The following is a 16,772-nucleotide window of genomic DNA, read 5'->3' on the forward strand; positions in this document are numbered from 1 at the left end:
GGCCTTAAATCGCCCCTTCGGTCCAGAACGGTGTCATTTACATCACAGATTTTTTTTACAAGATCCGTACAACTATCCACAATCGCGAGTGCCCGCAGCCGCGCCGAACGCCCACCCTGTCGCAATCCACTCACGCGAATCCGGACGAAACTAACTAAAAGCCCTCATGATGCGCAATCGCGACAATCGGTTTGATGTTGACGGTACGGGGGCTTTACGTCTCCCGAGCGGCGGATACCCTCGCCTGCGGGCCCGGCCGACGGCGCGCAACTCCGGCAAGTGCCTCTCATCGGTTGCGTACGATAAATCCGCATCAATCGCAGGCAGCTCGGTTAACGCGTGACTCCTTGAAGTCAACTGCCACATTGAAGAAGGGCGTTATTCATGGCGCAGTCTCTCGCCGATCTCGCATCGGCAAGAGTGCAGAGGATCTTGCGCTTCTTCCCCGAGAGCTCGCAGGCCGAGCGCGAAGAGCTGACTGCCGAGGCGCGGGAACTGCTCGACACCCACGGCGAGGGAGCGCTCACCAGCCTCCGTCCGGCTGCGCGCGTCATTTGGCACCTCGCTGCCGAGGGGCGTGCGGAAGACCTCGTCGAGGTGGTCCGGAGCCAGCGCAGGGACCCGGGCGCCTTTCTCGTGGCGGGCGTCCGGCGCCCGCGCCTGGTGCTGCCGGGGATGCGGAGCCTCGCGCTGCCCGAGCGGATAACCGCGCTCAAGCCTCGCGACCTGCCGGTGACGGCGCAGCTCACCTCGGTCGAGTGGCGCGGCGACGATCTGGTGTGGGGAGGGTACGCGTTTGTCGCGAACCTGCCGCGCGCCTCGGGCCGCGTCATCGGCCGGTTCGCGGTGCTGGAGCACGGCGAGACCGGCCGCCGCATCAAACTGCGCATGCGCCGCACCACGAACGAGCAGGCCACCGTCGCCTCCGGACAGGCGCTGCACTGCTACGACCAGTCGGGCTTCGAAGTCGTCGTCCCCGCTCGTCGGCTGCACGAGCTTGCCGGGCTCGGCGCCGGCCAGTGGTTCCTCTACATCGGGATACCGGGACCGGGCGGGACCTACGGCGCCCGGGTGCGCCAGCGCGACGCGGGCACGGCCGGGCACAACCAGGTCCGTCACCTGGCGGACGGCTCACGTCTCGTGGTCGGCTTCATCAAGAACGCCGTGAGCATCACGGTGCAGCAGCCCGCTGTCGAGGTCGAGTCCTGCACCGTCGCGGACGGCGAACTGCGAATCGTCACCAGGGTGCGGAGCGGCGCCGCGGCCCCCGCCGCCGTGAGCGTCGTCGACGGCGACAACAGACTCGACAGCCCGTTCACCGCCCTGTCCGCTTCCCCCGACGCGTTCCGGCGCCACCAAGCGGTCTTCAGCCTTGCCCAGCTGGCCGAGAACGACCTGTCGGGAACCAAGACCCGGCAGTTCAAGGTTTCCCTCCGCGGAGACGACGGGCGGGCCCAGGAGGCCCCCCTCGCCGAGGGCTTCACGACCGCAAGGCATGGGCTCACCCCCGGCCGCGAGCTGGCCATCCACCGCGACGGACCCGGCAGGCTGATGCTGGCAACGCGAGCCGTACGACCCGTCGTCGACGCGATGACCGTGACCGGCCCCGGGGAGCTGCTGATCGAGGGCACGTATCCCGGTGAGGAGGCGGCCGGGAAGAAGTTCATCCTGCGGCACGGCGTCCGCTTCGAGGAGAAGGAGCTGCCGGTCCAGCTCACCGACGGGCGGTTCGCACTTCGGATCAAGCTTGAGGCGGCCCCCCAGGCACACGGTCCCGACCTTCCCCTGTGCCCGGGTCGCTGGTACCTGTTCTTCCGCGACGCGGACGCCTGGGACAAGTCCGGGGACGTCCCGGTGACCTTGCGTCCGGAGCAGGTCCAGGAGCTGCCCCTGTCCCTGAGCGGCCCCCAGCGTGCCTACACCGTGGACCGCCGCTACTTCGACCGCATCTTCATCGAGCCGCAACGCCTGCTCGGCCCCGATGAGCACGGCGCCTACCGGCAGCGCATACTGCGCGAGACGTACTTCCACGAGCAGCGCGAGCTCCCCTTGCGCGACGCGGTCCTCTACATAAGCCTCGGGGGCAAGCAGTTCTCGGACTCCCCGCGGGCGGTCTACGAGGAGCTGGTGCGCCGGGGGGTCGAGGTCGAGCACATCTGGACCCAGGACACGGGGCTGCCGGAGATGCCGGCGGAAGCGCGTGTGGTGGGCTGGGGCAGCCGCGAGTGGTACGAGGCGCTGGCGCGCAGCCGCTACGTCGTCGTCAACACGGCGATAGGCGACTGGTTCGTCACCCGCCCCGGGCAACGGGTCGTGCAGACCTGGCACGGCACGCCGCTGAAGAAGATCGGTAAGGACCTGCTCGGCTCTCCCAAGTCGAGTCCCGCCTATATCGCCGGGCTGCCGCACAGCTATCGCCAGTTCGAGTTCGTGGTGTCGCCGAACGCGTACACCACGGAGATCATGCGCAGGGCGTACTCCATCGAGAGCGACATGCTTGAGAGCGGGTATCCGCGCAACGACGTCTTCCACGCCCCCGACCGGGACGAGCGGGCCGCACGGGTCAGGGAGCGGCTCGGCCTGCCCGAGGGCAAGAAGGTGGTGCTCTACGCTCCCACCTGGCGGGAGGACCAGCGGCACGCGAGCAATCTGTACAAACTCGATCTGCGGATCGATCTGGCCGCGGCCCAGGCGGAACTCGGTCACGACCACGTGCTGCTCTTCCGCAAGCACCCAAGGGTCCATGACAACGTACCGGGTGCCGGCGGGGGCTTCGTGTGGGATGTCACCCGCTACCCGGACATCGCCGACCTGTACCTCGTCGCCGATGTCCTGATCACCGACTACTCCTCGGCGCTCTTCGACTTCGCGCACTCGAGTAAGCCGATGCTGTTCTTCACCTACGACCTGGAGCACTACCGGGACTCGCTGCGCGGCTTGTACTTCGACTTCACCACCCGCGCGCCCGGCCCGCTGCTGGAGACCTCCGAAGAGCTGGTCAAGGCCCTGCGCGACGTCGATACCGTCGAAGCGGAGTACCGGGAGAAGTACGCTCAGTTCAAGAAGGACTTCTGCGAGCCAGGGGACGGTCTGGCGACAGCGCGGGTCGTGGACCGCATGCTCGTGGGCTGAAGGCGCGAAACGGCCTGGGTGAACCAGGTATGACCTAGCACAACGTGCCCCCGACGGGCCCGGCGGCGTCAGCGCCGGGCCCGTCGGGGGCACGGTCAGTAGGCGTGGAGAACCGAACCGGTCTTCCCCCGCGGCGGGGTGGCGACGGGTCAGCAACCCCTGAGCCGAGACCGGCGTCTCCGCCGTGTACGGGCTCGTAAGAGCTGTCCCGGATACGCGGCGATCCGGCTCGTACAGACGGCCGCCGACCGCTCCCGGCGTTCCGCCGGCCCCTGTCTCGGAACCCCGCCGGGATCGATGCGGCCCTCCAGCGCCACCATGCCCGCCCGGCAGGAAGAAGCGGGCAACAACGCGGAGGGGAGCATGCCGGCCGCTGTTACTCGCTGAGCATGCCGCTCCGGAGTTTCGCGAGGGTCTTGTTGAGGAGGCGGGAGACGTGCATCTGGGAGATTCCGAGTTCCTTCCCGATGCTGGCCTGCGTCATCTCCTGTCCGAAGCGCATACGGAGGAGAGTGCGCTCGCGGTCGTCGAGCTGCTCACGCAGCAACGGGGCCAGGGTGTTGAGGTTCTCGAACAACTCGATGCCGGGGTCGCGTCCACCGATCACGTCCGCGTAGTTGCGACTGTTCTGGTCGGCTCCCTCACCGGCGCTCTCCATGGGCATGTCCAGGGAGCCCGCGGTGTAGCCGTTGGAGGCGATCATGCCTTCGACGACTTCTTCCTCGCTGATCTCCATGTACTGGGCGAGTTCGGCGACACCGGCGTCGCGTCCGAGTTCGGTGGCCAGGTGCTCACGTGCTTTGGCCAGATTGACCCGCAGCTCCTGAAGGCGCCGCGGCACGTGCACCGACCAGCTCGTGTCGCGGAAGAACCTCTTGATCTCCCCCACGATGTAGGGGATCGCGAAGGAGGTGAACTCGACCTCGCGGGACAGCTCGAAGCGGTCGATGGCCTTGATCAGACCGATCGTGCCGACCTGGACGATGTCCTCCATGTCACCGCCGCCGCGGTTCTTGTACCGGCTCGCGGCGAACTGCACCAGCGACAGGTTCATCTCGATCAGGCTGTTGCGCACGTACGCGTACTCGTGGGTGCCCTCTTCGAGGTGCTGCAGCCGGTCGAAGAAGACCCGGCCCACAGCCCGCGCGTCCTTGGGGGCCACCTGCGAGGGGTCCCCCACCGCGGGCAGGTCCAGGGCCACCGACATATCAGCAGCTGCCGAAGCGGAAGTCTTAACGGCCACGGGGGTCCTCCTCGAAGAGATACGGGCAACCGCGCATGTGCCCCTCTCCGCCGAACCCACACCCACTTCGCGCAAAGCAGTCGAATTGCCTTCCCCGGGGTTCCACCGCGCGAGGCCGGTCGGGAACACGGTCCGTACCGGGAGGCCTCGTGCTACGGGGTGTCTTCCTCACATGGGAAGGGGATGTGGAACTGGCCGGGAGGACGGACCACCCGCCGCAGGATCGACGTTGTCGCGTCCCAACAGGCCCGGCGGCGTCAGCGCCGGGCCCGTCGGCGTGACGGTCAGTAGGCGTAGAAACCCGAACCGGTCTTCCGGCCGAGCCGGCCCGCGTCCACCATCCGCTGGAGCAGCGGGGGAGCGGCGTACAGCGGCTCCTTGTACTCGTCGTACATCGAGTCAGCGACCGAGGCCACGGTGTCCAGGCCGATCAGATCGGCGAGCTTGAGCGGGCCCATCGGGTGGGCGCAGCCCATCTCCATGCCGTTGTCGATGTCCTCGCGGCTGGCGATGCCCGACTCGAACATCCGGATCGCGGAGAGCAGGTACGGGATCAGCAGCGCGTTGACGACGAAGCCGGACCGGTCCTGGGCGCGGATCGGGTGCTTGCCCAGTATGTCCTGCACCACGGCCTCGGCACGCTTGACCGTCTCGTCCGACGTGGTCAGCGCGGGGATCAGCTCGACGAGCTTCTGCACCGGGGCCGGGTTGAAGAAGTGGATCCCGATGACCTGGTCGGGGCGCGAGGTCGCGACGGCCAGCTTCACCAGCGGGATCGAGGAGGTGTTGGAGGCGAGGATCGCGTCCTGCCGGGTCACCACCTGGTCCAGCACCTGGAAGATCTCGGTCTTCACCTGCTCGTTCTCCACCACGGCCTCGATCACGAGATCGCGGTCCGCGAACTCGCCGAGGTCGGTGGTGAAGGTGAGGCGGCCGAGGGTCTCGTCGCGCTCCTCCTCGGTGATCTTGCCGCGTTCGGCGGCCTTCGAGAGGGAGTTGTAGAGCCTGGTGCGGCCGATCTCCAGTGCCTCGCCGGTGGTCTCGGCCACTCTGACATCGAGGCCGCTGCGGGCGCACACCTCCGCGATGCCTGCGCCCATCTGGCCGCAGCCGACCACTCCGACGCGTGCGATGTCCGCCATAGAGTCCGTCACCTCGTGCCTTTCACTGTTCTCCGTGCGGCGGCTTCCGTTCGGTTCCGGGCTCCGCCTCGACCCCACGACGTTACTCCGCGCCCAGCGCGGGATCGCAGGCCGGGGCGCGCATGCGCGCCGCTGGCCTGCGATCCCGGGGGCCGGAGGAGGACAGAGAAACGGCAGGTGCGAGGAAATGCGGCAAATCGCCAGAAGGAGCTTTGTGGCCGGTGCGGCCGGGACGGTGGCCTCGGTGGCGGCCCCGGGCGCCGTGGTTGCGGCGGCCTCCGCGACCTCGGTGCCCGCGGTGCGGCCGGGCGCCCCTCGCGACGTGCTGCGGTCTGAGCTCAGAGGCATGTGGGTGGGCACGATCGACAACCTGGACTGGCCGTCGAAGCCGGGGCTCTCCGCCGCAGCCCAGGAGGCGGAGCTGATCGCCTACCTCGACGAGGCCGTCGACCGGCGGCTGAACGCGGTGATCCTCCAGGTCCGTCCGTCCGCCGACGCGCTGTGGCCCTCCCCGTACGAGCCGTGGGCCAAGTGCCTCACCGGCGTCCAGGGCAAGGACCCCGGCTGGGACCCGCTGGGGACCGCGGTGCGCGAGGCGCACAGCCGCGGCCTGGAACTGCACGCCTGGTTCAACCCGTACCGGGTCGCCAACCACACCGACCGCTCCCGGCTGGCCGCCGCCCATCCCGCCAGGGTGCACCCCGACTGGGCGCTGCCGTACGGCGGGAAGCTCTACTACAACCCGGGCCTGCCCGAGGTCCGGAGCTTCGTCCAGGACGCCATGCTGGACGCGGTGCGCCGCTACGAGATCGACGCGGTCCACTGGGACGACTACTTCTACCCCTATCCGGTGGCCGGGCAGTCCTTCGCGGACGGGGCCGCCTACGAGAAGTACGGTGCGGGCTTCGCCGGCAAGGCGGCGTGGCGGCGTTCCAACACCGACAAGCTGGTGCAGGAGACCGCCCGGCGGATCAAGGAGGTCCGGCCGGGCGTCCGGTTCGGCATCAGCCCGTTCGGGGTGTGGCGCAACGCCTCGACCGACCCGCTCGGCTCGAAGAGCGCGGCCGGGGTGCAGACCTACGACGATCTGTACGCCGACACCCGCGGCTGGATCAAGAAGGGCTGGATCGACTACATCTGCCCGCAGCTCTACTGGAACATCGGCCTCGCCGCCGCCGACTACGCCGTGCTGGTGCCCTGGTGGAACGAGGTGGTACGCGGCACGGGCGTCGAGCTCTTCATCGGTGAGGCGCTCTACAAGGCCGGCGATCCGGCTCAGCCGGCGGCCTGGCGGGACCCGGCGGAACTGTCCCGGCACATCGACCTGGCCGCCGGGTACGACCAGGTCCGGGGCCACGCCTACTTCTCGGGGAGGGCCGTGGTCGCGGACCGGATCGGCGCGATGTCACGGGTGGTGGCCGACCACTACCGCTCGCGGGTGCGCCCGTCCGGCTGACTCAGGGCGCTCCGCCGTCCCGGGGCCCGGGGGCGGGGCCGACGGAGCGCCGGACGACGCTGTCGGGGCCGGGAACCAGGAGATGTTCATGTCCGTCGCCGAAGCGGACGCGGTACGGGGGAGTGCCTCCGGTGCCGAGCACCTCGACGATCTCCGCGACCTGGTCCTGCTGCCCCAAGGTCCTGCCGTGCGTCACCAGCCGGTCGCCCGTGTGTGCCTCCATCGGGAGTGACCTCCTCACGAGTGGCGGTCCATGTCGACAAGTCTATGCCCGGACGGGTCGCGGCCGGCCGGTTCGCCGGGGGCGGTCACCGCTCGCGCCCGGCGCGCCCCGCGCGCTGGGTCGCCGCGATGCAGAGGAGTACCGCGACGGCCGCCACCGGTGCGGCCGCCGAGACCTCCTCGCCGAGCAGGAAGTACGACCAGACCAGCGTCAGCAGCGGCTGCGCGAGCTGGAGCTGGCTGGCCCGGGCCACCCCGATCTCGGCCATGCCCCGGTACCAGACGTACAGCCCGAAGAAGGTCGAGCACGCCGCGACCCAGACCACGCCGATCACCCCGTGCGCGGTCAGCCGCACCGGCTCGTACGTCAGCGCGAGCGCGGTGCCCGCCACGGCGAGCGGCAGCGTGAGGATCAGCGCCCAGCCGATCACCTGCCAGCCCGGCATGGCCTTCGCCAGCCTGCCCCCCTCCGTGTACCCGGCCGCGCAGACCAGCAGCGCGCCGAACAGGAAGACGTCCCCGGCCGAGAGCGTGCCGCCGCTCTGCAGCACGGTGAAGACGATCACCACACCGGCGCCGGCCACCGCCGCGGTCCAGAACGCACGGGAGGGCCGCGAGCCGGTCCGCAGCGAGGAGAACACCGCCGTGGTCAGCGGCAGCAGCCCCACCACCACGGCCGCGTGCGAGGTCGTCGAGGTCCGCAGCGCCAGCGTGGTCAGCAGCGGGAACCCGACCACCACACCACCCGCAACGACGGCGAGCCCGGCCCAGTGCCGGCGCTCCGGCACCCGCACCCGCGTCGTGAGGAGGACGCCGCCCGCGATCACCGCGGCCAGCAGGCTGCGCAACGCCACCAGGGACCAGGGGCCGAAGCTCTCCAGGCCCCACGCGGTCGAGGGGAAGGTCAGGGAGAAGGCGAGCACTCCGAGCCCGGCGAGCAGTGTGCCGTTCAGCCCCGCCCGCCGGACCACGGGGCCGCTGCCCGGGGCGTCCGGTGCGGGGGCGCGGTCCGTGCCGTCCGCCGTGGACCCGACCGCTATCGTGCTGCTGGGAGTAGCGCTATCCTCTGCGTTCATGCATGAGCGTAGCAGTGTGGCCGAACTGGCGGGATCTCTGCGGAGTGAGCTGAACCGCTACTCACCCGGGGAGAAGCTGCCGTCCAGCCGTGCCCTGGTGGAGCGCTTCCGGGCGAGTCCCGTGACCGTCTCAAGGGCCATCGCGCAGCTCGCCGCGGAAGGGCTCGTCATCACCCGTCCCGGCTCCGGCGCGTTCCGGGCGCAGCCCCGCACGGCCTCGCCGCCGGCCGGCGACACCTCGTGGCAGGAGGTGTCGCTCAGCGGCGACGGCGGCCCCGAGGCCGTCCCCCGCAGCGTCGACGCGTCCGGCGTGCTGGCCACCCTGGCGGCCCCGGCCACCGGCGTCGTCGAGTTCAACGGCGGCTATCTGCACGGTTCGCTCCAGCCGGAACGCGCCCTCGCCGCCGCCCTCGCACGGGCCGGCCGGCGCCCCGGCGCCTGGGGCCGCCCGCCCACCGACGGGCTGACCGAACTGCGCGCCTGGTTCGCCCACGAGATCGGGCCCGCGCTCACCGCCGCCGACGTGCTGATCACCGCCGGGGGCCAGAGCGCGCTGGCCACCGCGCTGCGGGCGCTCGCCCCGCCCGGCGCCCCGGTGCTCGTCGAATCGCCCACCTACCCGGGCATGCTGGCGGTGGCGCGGGCCACCGGACTGCGGCCCGTCCCCGTCCCGGCCGACACCGACGGTGTGCGGCCCGAGCTGCTCGCCGCCGCGTTCCGGGCCACCGGCGCGCGGGTCTTCGTCTGCCAGCCGCTGTTCCAGAACCCGACCGGCGCGGTCCTCGCCCCTGCCAGGCGCTCCGAGGCCGTCCGGATCGCCAGGGAGGCGGGGGCGTTCGTCATCGAGGACGACTTCGCCCGCCGGCTCGTCCACGACGACGCCGGACGGCTGCCGCCGCCGCTGGCCGCGGACGACCCCGACGGAGTCGTCGTCCACGTCTGCTCCCTCACCAAGGTGACCTCACCCAGCCTCAGGGTGGGCGCCCTCGCCGCCCGTGGCCCGGTACTCGAACGGCTGCGCGCGATCCAGGTCGTCGACAGCTTCTTCGTCCCCCGGCCGATCCAGGAGGCCGCGCTGGAACTCGTCGGCACCCCGACCTGGAGCCGTCATCTGAGGTCCCTGTCCACCGAGCTGCGGGCCCGCCGCACCGCGATGACGGCGGCACTGCGCAGTGAGCTGCCCGCCCTCGCGGTCCCGCACATCCCGGCGGGCGGCGGCAGCCTCTGGGTGGGACTGCCCGCCACCGGGGCCGGTGCCGACGAGTCCGCCATGGTCTCGGCGGCCCTGCGGGCCGGCGTCGCCATCGCGCCGGGACGGCCGTACTTCTGCGCCGAACCACCGGCTCCCCACGTCCGGTTGAGCTACGCGGCCGTCGCCGGGACGGCCGCGATCACGGAGGGCGTGCGACGGCTGCGCACCGCCTGGGAGGGCGCCCTCGACGCGCCGGAGGCTACGCTCGGAGGATGACGGAAACTCCCCAGCAGCGTTACGAGATATCGTCCGAACCATCCCGGCTGGACGCGGCCAGGATTCACAACTGGCTTTCCACCGACGCCTATTGGGCGCTCGGCCGGACCCGTGAGCGCCAGGATCTGGCCATCGCCGGCTCACTCAACTTCGGCGCCTACGACCTCGCGACGGGCGAGCAGGTCGGCTACGCCAGAGTGGTGACCGACCACGCCACCTTCGGCTGGGTCTGCGATGTGTACGTCGACCGCGCAGCCCGCGGCCACGGACTCGGCGCGAGCATGGTCACCGCGGCGCGCGACCACCTCGCCGAGGCCGGCGTCCGGACGATCGTGCTCGCCACGGACGACGCCCACGGCGTGTACGAGAAGGTCGGTTTCAAGCCGCTGGACAGCCCCGAGAAGTGGATGTCCCTGAAGCTCGGCTGATCCGGAAGCGCTTCCGGCCGAGCTCTTGACCTGCGGGACGAACGGCTCCACGATCGCGGCCATGAGTGTTCGAGTCTCACTCGTCGCCGCGGCACGCAACTCCTCCCTGCTCGGCGAGCGCTTCGAAGACGACCGGCCGCTCGACGAGACCGGCTGGCACGAGGTGCAGTTCGCCGCCCCCGCCCTGTTGCCCCTGGGGGCGGCCGAGCTGCGCTACTGCTCACCGACCGCCCGCAGCCGTGCCACCGGCCGGGCACTCGGCTTCGCCCCGATGGTCCAGCCCGCCCTGCGCGACTGCGACATGGGCCGGTGGCGCGGACTCACGCTCGCCGACGTCACCGCACGCGAGCCCGCGGCCGTGGACGCCTGGCTAGCGGACCCGCGCTCCGCGCCGCACGGCGGTGAGACGCTGCTCGCGTTCATCTCCCGGATAGGCGGCTGGCTCGACACCCGGCCCGCCTGTGACGGGCTGATCGTCGCCGTCGCCGAACCGGCCGTCGTCCGGGCCGCCCTGGTGTACGCGCTGCGGGCGCCGCCCTCGACGTACTGGAACGTCGACGTCCGCCCGCTCTCCACCGTCACGCTGACCGGACTGCCCCGGCGCTGGAGCCTCTGCCTCGAAACCGGGGCCCGCTGACGGCGTCGGGCCGGTCCGCCGGGATCGCGGCGCACTACGTCTTCCCGCCGGTCCGACCAGTCGGTACGTTGTCCGGGAACCGGGTCCTCCGGTCGGGCCCCAGCAGAGGGAGGCCACCGTGCCGCTGATCCACGGCCACTGCGACGAGCGCTTCCTCGCGGTGCGCGGCGCGTTCGAGGCGAACTTCCGCGAACGCGGCGAACTCGGCGCCGCGGTCACCGTCCTGCTCGACGGGCAGCCGGTGGCCGACCTCTGGGGCGGCTGGGCGGACGGCGCCCGCACCCGGCCCTGGGAGCGGGACACCCTCGTCAACGTCTGGTCCACCGGCAAGGGACCGACCGCGCTCTGCGCCCACATCCTCGCCGACCGGGGCCTGCTCGACCTCGACGCCCCGGTCGCCGCCTACTGGCCCGAGTTCGCCGCGGCGGGCAAGGAGAGCGTGCTCGTCACGCAGCTGCTCTCCCACCGCGCGGGCCTGGCGGGGCTCCGGGAGCCGCACACCCTGGCCGAGCTCTACGACTGGGAGCTGACCTGCGCCCGGCTGGCCGCGACCGAACCGTGGTGGGAGCCCGGCACCCGGTCCGGCTACCACGCGCTCACCTACGGCTTCCTGGTCGGTGAGGTGGTCCGGCGGGTGAGCGGGCTGCTGCCGGGGGAGTTCCTCCGGCGGGAGGTGACCGGCCCGCTCGGCATCGACTTCAGCTTCGGGCTCCCGGCAGCCGATGCGGGACGCGCGGCCGAACTCGTCGCCCCGGAGCCGGACCGCGCCCGGCAGGCGGCGCTCTTCGCGCGGATGGAGCCGGTCGCCGTCGCCTCACTGCTCAACCCGCCCACCGGTGCGGCCGCCGCCAACACCCCCGGCTGGCGGGCGGCCGAGATCCCCGCGGCCAACGGCCACGGCACCGCCCGCGCGGTCGCCGCGCTGTACGGCATCCTCGCGGGCGGTGCGGGAGCCGACGGACGGCGCGTCCTGTCGGAGAAGGCCGCCGAGCGGGTCCGCGAGGGTCAGGGGCGCTGCCGCGACCTGGTGCTGGGCGCCGGCCTCGGCCATGAGACGGAGATCGCGCTCGGGCCCTGGCTGAGCGGCCCCGCCCGCTCGTACGGCCCCAACCCGCGGGCCTTCGGCCACGACGGCGCGGGCGGCTCCTGCGGACTGGCCGACCCGGAGGCCGGGATCGCCCTGGGCTACGTCATGAACCGGATGGGCCCGCTCATCGCCGACGACCCGCGCAAGAAGGCGCTGGTCGAGGCGGTGTACGCCTCGCTGTGACCGGCTCCGGCTCGGCTCGGTTCGGTCCTGGCCCTTGCCCTGGTCTTGTCACGGTGCGGCGGGTATACGCGGCCGACGGGGAGACGCGGCCCGGCCCGGCGGGTCCGCCCGGTCCCGCCCGCCCTGGCCGGTCAGTCCTGGCCGGTCAGTTCTTGTCCTGTGCGGCGACGATGAGCGTGAGCGCTTCGACGAGCGCCGTCTCCGTGGTCGCCTTGTCGACACCGAGGCCGGTCAGCAGCCCCGCGCCGTCCTCGTGCTCCAGCAGGGCGAGCAGGATGTGCTCGGTCCCGATGTAGTTGTGTCCCAGCCGGAGCGCCTCGCGGAAGGTGAGTTCGAGCGCCTTGCGGGCGTCTGCGTTATAGGGGAGGAGCTCGGGCAGCTCCTCCTCCGAGGCCGCCGGGAGCGCGGCCGTGGCGGCCTGGCGGACGGTGTCCAGGGTCACCACCTGCGCCTTGATGAACGCAGCCGCGAGCGCATCCGGCTCGCTGAGCAGCCCGAGTACGAGGTGCTCGGTGCCGATCTCGCTGTTGCCCGCGGCGCGCGCCTCGTTCTGGGAGGCCATCACGACGTTCTTGGCGCGTGCGGTGAAGCGGCCGAAGCCCTGGCTGGGGTCGAGTTCGTTCGACTCGCCGGGATTCTTGGCGACGAACCGCTTCTGTGCCGCCTGCCGGGTGACCCCCATGCTCTTGCCGATCTCGGTCCAGGAGGCGCCGGAGCGCCGGGCCTGGTCCACGAAGTGGCCGATCAGATGGTCTGCGACGTCGCCGAGGTGGTCGGCGGCGATGACGGCGTCCTGGAGCTGGTCCAGGGCGTCGGGGTGGACTTTCTTGATGGCTGCGATGAGGTCGTCGAGGCGGACCGGTTGCGAGGGGCCGACTGGTTTCGTCATGTGTCAACCTTAGGTTGACAGCGGAGGGGGTGTCAACCTTCCGTTGACAGTCGGGCTGGAGAGCCTGGTACGGGAGCCCGGATACGAAGGTCCCGGATACGAAGGCCGTATACGACGGACGCGCCGGCCGACGGTGTTCGTCGGCCGGCGCGTCCGGTCAGCTGCTCAGCGAGCGGGTCGGGATCAGAGAACTCCGGAGTCCGCGATGGTGACCTTCGCCTTGGTCCGGCCGCTCTGCGAGCCGAGACCCTCGATCTTGGTGACCAGGTCCATGCTCTCCTGGTCGGCGACCTCGCCGAACACCACGTGCTTGCCGTCCAGCCACGAGGTCACGATGGTCGTGATGAAGAACTGCGAACCGTTCGAGTTCGGGCCGCTGTTCGCCATGGAGAGCAGACCGGGCTTGGTGTGCGCCAGCTTGAAGTTCTCGTCGTCGAACTTCGCGCCGTAGATGCTCTTGCCGCCGGTGCCGTCGCCCCGGGTGAAGTCGCCGCCCTGGAGCATGAACTCCGGTATGACCCGGTGGAAGGACGAACCCTTGTAGCCGAAGCCGTGCTCGCCGGTCGCCAGCTGGCGGAAGTTCTCCGCGGTCTTGGGAACGACCTCGTCGTACAGGTTGAAGACGATCCGCCCGGCGGGCTCGTCGTTGATGGTGATGTCGAAGTAAACCTTGCTCGTCATGGAACCATCCTGACATCCGGCCGCGCGGCCCCGACGGGCGGGCGCGGTCAAAGGCCGCTCACAGGTGACGGGCCGGGTGCGCGTGGTCCCCGCGTACGGCGCACGCGGCGGCGGCCCCGGCCCCGCCCTCGCGTCCTTGCCGTCAGACTCCGGTGCTGCCGTCGATCCGCTCGCGCAGCAGGTCGGCGTGGCCGCTGTGGCGGGCGTACTCACCGATCATGTGCGTGTAGATCCACCGCAGGCTCACCTCGCCGCCCATGAAGGGAACGGTGTCCTCCGGCGACCGCGCGGCACAGTTGGCGCGGGACAGGGCGACCTCGTCCCGCCACGCCGCGAGGGTCTGCGCGAAGGAGGCGTCGGCGGAGACCTCGAAACCGCCGTCGTGCCCACCGGAACCGGCCGGTGCGGGGTGCGTGGGCGGGGCGTCCTCGGCGGCGAGCACCCGGCGGAACCAGTTCCGCTCTACCTCGGTCAGGTGCTGGACCAGCCCCAGCAGCGTCAGGGAGGACGGCGAGACGGAGGCCTCCCGGACCTGCTCGTCGGCCAGGCCCTCGCATTTCACTGCCACGGTGGCCCGGTAGAAGTCGAGCCAGCTCTCCAGACTGGTGTGCTCGTCGGCGTTCATGGGCGGCATCGCGCGTTCGGTGTGTGTCACGATCACCGATCGTGCCAGCCGGGTCCGACAACCGGGGTGTTACGGCCGCTTGCGGGGCTTTCCGCGCTTGGCACCCGCAGCGCCCTTCGCGCCCCGGGAGCCGCCCTTGGCCCCCTTCGCGCCACCGGAACCGCCCCGGGCGCCCTTCCCCGCTCCCGCGCCGGCCGCGGGCTTGCGCCGGGGGCCACCGGTCTCCGGGGCCTTGCGCTTCGGCCTCTCCGCGGGCGGCGTACCGCGGCCCCTGGTGCTGTTCACCGTCCGGCCCCGGACGATCCCGATGAAGTCCTCCACCAGGTCGGTGGTCCGGTCCTCCGGCCACGACAGCGCGATGCGTGACTCGGGGGCGCCGGAGAGCGGCCGGTACGTCAGGTCCTTGCGGTGGTGCAGGCGGGCGAGCGACTGCGGAACGGCGAGGACGCCCACCCCGGCCGCCACCAGCTCGATCGCGTCCGCCGTCGTGGCGGGACGCTCGATCGCGGGCCGTCCGGGCAGCTGCTCCCAGCCGAGGACGTCGTCCAGCGGGTGCAGCACGATCTCGTCGGCCAGGTCCTCGACGGAGATCTCGTCCACCGCCGCCACCACGTGGTCCTTGGGGATCACGACCACGGTCGCCTCGGTGTAGAGGGGGATCGCGCTGAGGTCCGCCCGGTCCACCGGCAGCCGTACGAAACCCGCGTCGGCGCCGCCGTCGAGCAGCAGGGCAGAGCCCTCCGCCGCGGGTACCGCGACGAGGGAGAGGGGGACGTCGGGCAGGCGCTCGTTCCAGATCCGCACCCACTTGGTGGGGGTCACCCCGGGGACGTACGCGAGCCGGAACGAGGGGGTTGCTTCCGAGCCTGTCACCCCGCCAGGTTACCGGTCGTGGTCAGCGGTGGCGCACACGCTCGATACTCTTGACCCCATGACGTCGCACCAGACCACCCAGACAATGAAGCCCGCGACCGCGGCGAAGAAACTGGGTGTGTACCTCGAAGCCACACCCGCCGAGTTCCAGGAGGGTGTCGTCTCGCGCGCCGAGCTGGCGGCACTCCAGTCCGATCCGCCCGAGTGGCTGCGGGAACTGCGACGCAATGGCCCGCACCCCCGGCCGGTGGTCGCCGCCAAGCTCGGCGTCTCCATCTCCGGTCTCGCACGCGGTGGCGTCACGGACGCGCTCACCACGGAGCAGATCGAAGCCCTGAAGCAGGACGACCCCGGGTGGCTGCGCAAGGAGCGCGCCACCCAGGCCGAGGTCCGCAAGGAGACGGTGCGCATCAAGGAGCGGAACGCGGAGCGCAGCGGCAAGGAGCAGGACCGGTCCTGACGCCGGCCGCGGTCACGCGGCACGGCAAGAGGCACCGTACGAGGCACCGGCGGGGGCGGCAGAAGCCGCCCCCCGGCCTGACCCCTGCCCCCGGCATCGCCCCCGCGCCCGCTCAGCGAGTGGCGAGCAGTGTCAGCGTGTCGATCACGCGGTTCGAGAAGCCCCACTCGTTGTCGTACCAGGCGGACACCTTGATGTGGCGGCCTTCGACCCGGGTGAGGGCCGAGTCGAAGATGGACGAGGCCGGGTTGCCGGTGATGTCGGACGACACCAGCGCGTCCTCCGAGTATTCGAGCACCCCTGCCAGCGGTCCCCGCGCGGCGGCCCGGTACGCCTCCAGCACCTCTTCGCGCGTCACATCGCGGGCCACGGTGGTGTTCAGCTCGACGATCGAGCCCACCGGAACCGGTACGCGGATGGAGTCGCCGGACAGCTTGCCGTCGAGGTTGGGCAGCACCAGGCCGATCGCCTTGGCGGCGCCCGTCGTCGTCGGCACGATGTTGATCCCGGCGGCTCGGGCGCGACGGGCGTCGCGGTGCGGGCCGTCCTGGAGGTTCTGCTCCTGGGTGTAGGCGTGCACCGTCGTCATGAAGGCGTGCTCGATGCCGGCCAGCTCGTCCAGCACGGCGGCCAGCGGCGCGAGGGCGTTGGTGGTGCAGGAGGCGTTCGAGACGACGGTGTGCAGGGCCGGGTCGTACGCGTCGGTGTTGACGCCGTAGGCGAGCGTGACGTCCGCGCCGTCCGACGGCGCGGCGACGAGCACCCTCTTCGCACCCGCGTCGAGATGGGCGCGGGCGGCCTTGGCGGAGGTGAAGCGGCCGGTGGCCTCCAGCGCGATGTCGACGCCGAGCTCGGTCCACGGGAGCTGTCCCGGTTCGCGCTCGGCGAGCACCTTGATGCGGCGGCCGTCGACGACGAGGGTGTCCCCGTCCACGCTCACCGGACGTCCGAGCCGGCCGGCGGTGCTGTCGAACGCGAGCAGCCGGGCCAGCGCGGCGGGCTCCGCGAGGTCGTTGACGGCGACGATTTCGAGGTCGCTTTCGCGTTCCAGCAGCGCGCGCAGCACGTTGCGTCCGATGCGGCCGAATCCGTTGATGGCGATGCGAGTCATGTGAGAGTCCCTTTCTCCTCGCCTCCAGCATCGCGCTCGCCGCATCCCCCTGACAGCGG

The 16,772-nt window shown here is 71.2% G+C and carries 16 protein-coding genes; 7 read left to right on the plus strand and 9 right to left on the minus strand.

The features are described from left to right. Window positions 1-384 precede the first annotated feature (384 nt). The gene (locus tag ACIP89_RS32105) at window positions 385-3,132 is read left to right on the plus strand and encodes a CDP-glycerol glycerophosphotransferase family protein (protein WP_401930287.1); all 2,748 of its coding nucleotides are present in this window, start codon (window positions 385-387) and stop codon (window positions 3,130-3,132) included. Between the two features lie 376 nt (window positions 3,133-3,508). Here the strand turns inward: ACIP89_RS32105 and ACIP89_RS32110 are convergent, their stop codons facing one another. Together ACIP89_RS32110 and ACIP89_RS32115 are read right to left on the minus strand one after the other, a co-directional pair. After that, entirely contained in the window at window positions 3,509-4,339 is an 831-nt protein-coding gene (locus ACIP89_RS32110) for a SigB/SigF/SigG family RNA polymerase sigma factor (RefSeq protein WP_401930265.1), read from the minus strand. A 320-nt stretch (window positions 4,340-4,659) separates the two neighbouring features. Next, a complete protein-coding gene (locus tag ACIP89_RS32115; protein ID WP_401930007.1) occupies window positions 4,660-5,517 on the minus strand; it encodes a 3-hydroxybutyryl-CoA dehydrogenase in 858 nt (285 codons plus the stop codon). Between the two features lie 214 nt (window positions 5,518-5,731). Between ACIP89_RS32115 and ACIP89_RS32120 the strand changes: the two genes are divergently transcribed. Further along, the gene (locus ACIP89_RS32120) at window positions 5,732-6,973 is read left to right on the plus strand and encodes a glycoside hydrolase family 10 protein (protein WP_401930268.1); all 1,242 of its coding nucleotides are present in this window, start codon (window positions 5,732-5,734) and stop codon (window positions 6,971-6,973) included. A 1-nt stretch (window position 6,974) separates the two neighbouring features. Here ACIP89_RS32120 and ACIP89_RS32125 read toward each other — a convergent pair whose 3' ends face one another. Next, window positions 6,975-7,196, minus strand: coding sequence for a DUF1918 domain-containing protein (locus ACIP89_RS32125; RefSeq protein WP_402117940.1), 222 nt, complete (start codon window positions 7,194-7,196; stop codon window positions 6,975-6,977). 85 nt (window positions 7,197-7,281) lie between these two features. Beyond that, complete coding sequence (locus ACIP89_RS32130) at window positions 7,282-8,271, minus strand: DMT family transporter (protein ID WP_402117942.1); 990 nt, start codon at window positions 8,269-8,271, stop codon at window positions 7,282-7,284. On the opposite strand from ACIP89_RS32130, the gene ACIP89_RS32135 reads away from it, so the two are divergent. The 4 genes from ACIP89_RS32135 (at window position 8,270) to ACIP89_RS32150 (ending at window position 12,074) form a co-directional block, all read left to right on the plus strand. Beyond that, a complete protein-coding gene (locus ACIP89_RS32135) occupies window positions 8,270-9,739 on the plus strand; it encodes a PLP-dependent aminotransferase family protein (RefSeq protein ID WP_402117944.1) in 1,470 nt (489 codons plus the stop codon). The two genes, ACIP89_RS32130 and ACIP89_RS32135, sit on opposite strands and share 2 nt — an antisense overlap. Further along, the gene (locus tag ACIP89_RS32140) at window positions 9,736-10,167 is read left to right on the plus strand and encodes a GNAT family N-acetyltransferase (protein WP_401930295.1); all 432 of its coding nucleotides are present in this window, start codon (window positions 9,736-9,738) and stop codon (window positions 10,165-10,167) included. The genes ACIP89_RS32135 and ACIP89_RS32140 overlap by 4 nt, the downstream gene beginning before the upstream one ends. Window positions 10,168-10,228: 61 nt before the next feature. After that, window positions 10,229-10,804, plus strand: a complete 576-nt coding sequence (locus tag ACIP89_RS32145) for a histidine phosphatase family protein (protein WP_401930017.1) — start codon at window positions 10,229-10,231, stop codon at window positions 10,802-10,804. Window positions 10,805-10,922: 118 nt separating this feature from the next. Beyond that, complete coding sequence (locus ACIP89_RS32150; protein ID WP_401930297.1) at window positions 10,923-12,074, plus strand: serine hydrolase domain-containing protein; 1,152 nt, start codon at window positions 10,923-10,925, stop codon at window positions 12,072-12,074. A 145-nt stretch (window positions 12,075-12,219) separates the two neighbouring features. Here ACIP89_RS32150 and ACIP89_RS32155 read toward each other — a convergent pair whose 3' ends face one another. The 4 genes from ACIP89_RS32155 to ACIP89_RS32170 all read right to left on the minus strand — a co-directional run bounded on the left by ACIP89_RS32155 (window position 12,220) and on the right by ACIP89_RS32170 (window position 15,142). Next, complete coding sequence (locus tag ACIP89_RS32155; RefSeq protein ID WP_402117945.1) at window positions 12,220-12,963, minus strand: Clp protease N-terminal domain-containing protein; 744 nt, start codon at window positions 12,961-12,963, stop codon at window positions 12,220-12,222. Between the two features lie 183 nt (window positions 12,964-13,146). After that, window positions 13,147-13,644: a peptidylprolyl isomerase gene (locus ACIP89_RS32160; protein WP_390091572.1), complete on the minus strand. Its 498-nt coding sequence runs from the start codon at window positions 13,642-13,644 to the stop codon at window positions 13,147-13,149. A 142-nt stretch (window positions 13,645-13,786) separates the two neighbouring features. Beyond that, a complete protein-coding gene (locus tag ACIP89_RS32165; RefSeq protein WP_402117946.1) occupies window positions 13,787-14,299 on the minus strand; it encodes a DinB family protein in 513 nt (170 codons plus the stop codon). A gap of 39 nt (window positions 14,300-14,338) precedes the next feature. Continuing rightward, window positions 14,339-15,142, minus strand: coding sequence for a LysR family substrate-binding domain-containing protein (locus ACIP89_RS32170; RefSeq protein WP_402117947.1), 804 nt, complete (start codon window positions 15,140-15,142; stop codon window positions 14,339-14,341). A gap of 58 nt (window positions 15,143-15,200) precedes the next feature. Here ACIP89_RS32170 and ACIP89_RS32175 point away from each other — a divergent pair, with 58 nt between their 5' ends. Continuing rightward, window positions 15,201-15,602, plus strand: coding sequence for a DUF5997 family protein (locus tag ACIP89_RS32175; RefSeq protein ID WP_402117949.1), 402 nt, complete (start codon window positions 15,201-15,203; stop codon window positions 15,600-15,602). Between the two features lie 112 nt (window positions 15,603-15,714). On the opposite strand, the gene gap is transcribed toward ACIP89_RS32175, so the two are convergent. After that, a complete protein-coding gene (gene gap, locus ACIP89_RS32180) occupies window positions 15,715-16,713 on the minus strand; it encodes a type I glyceraldehyde-3-phosphate dehydrogenase (protein WP_401930029.1) in 999 nt (332 codons plus the stop codon). Window positions 16,714-16,772 lie beyond the last annotated feature (59 nt).

Source organism: Streptomyces sp. NPDC088730 (assembly GCF_044751215.1).
In the GTDB taxonomy this organism is placed as follows: Bacteria; Actinomycetota; Actinomycetes; order Streptomycetales; family Streptomycetaceae; genus Streptomyces.

Bases quoted from the DNA above. Each gene is read 5' to 3' on its own strand.
- ACIP89_RS32135 (WP_402117944.1), top strand. From the start codon at position 8,270: ATGCATGAGCGTAGCAGTGTGGCCGAACTGGCGGGATCTCTGCGGAGT.
- ACIP89_RS32125 (WP_402117940.1), bottom strand. From the start codon at position 7,196: ATGGAGGCACACACGGGCGACCGGCTGGTGACGCACGGCAGGACCTTG.
- ACIP89_RS32115 (WP_401930007.1), bottom strand. From the start codon at position 5,517: ATGGCGGACATCGCACGCGTCGGAGTGGTCGGCTGCGGCCAGATGGGC.
- ACIP89_RS32155 (WP_402117945.1), bottom strand. From the start codon at position 12,963: ATGACGAAACCAGTCGGCCCCTCGCAACCGGTCCGCCTCGACGACCTC.
- ACIP89_RS32140 (WP_401930295.1), top strand. From the start codon at position 9,736: ATGACGGAAACTCCCCAGCAGCGTTACGAGATATCGTCCGAACCATCC.
- gap (WP_401930029.1), bottom strand. From the start codon at position 16,713: ATGACTCGCATCGCCATCAACGGATTCGGCCGCATCGGACGCAACGTG.
- ACIP89_RS32175 (WP_402117949.1), top strand. From the start codon at position 15,201: ATGACGTCGCACCAGACCACCCAGACAATGAAGCCCGCGACCGCGGCG.
- ACIP89_RS32160 (WP_390091572.1), bottom strand. From the start codon at position 13,644: ATGACGAGCAAGGTTTACTTCGACATCACCATCAACGACGAGCCCGCC.
- ACIP89_RS32105 (WP_401930287.1), top strand. From the start codon at position 385: ATGGCGCAGTCTCTCGCCGATCTCGCATCGGCAAGAGTGCAGAGGATC.
- ACIP89_RS32110 (WP_401930265.1), bottom strand. From the start codon at position 4,339: ATGTCGGTGGCCCTGGACCTGCCCGCGGTGGGGGACCCCTCGCAGGTG.
- ACIP89_RS32145 (WP_401930017.1), top strand. From the start codon at position 10,229: ATGAGTGTTCGAGTCTCACTCGTCGCCGCGGCACGCAACTCCTCCCTG.
- ACIP89_RS32130 (WP_402117942.1), bottom strand. From the start codon at position 8,271: ATGAACGCAGAGGATAGCGCTACTCCCAGCAGCACGATAGCGGTCGGG.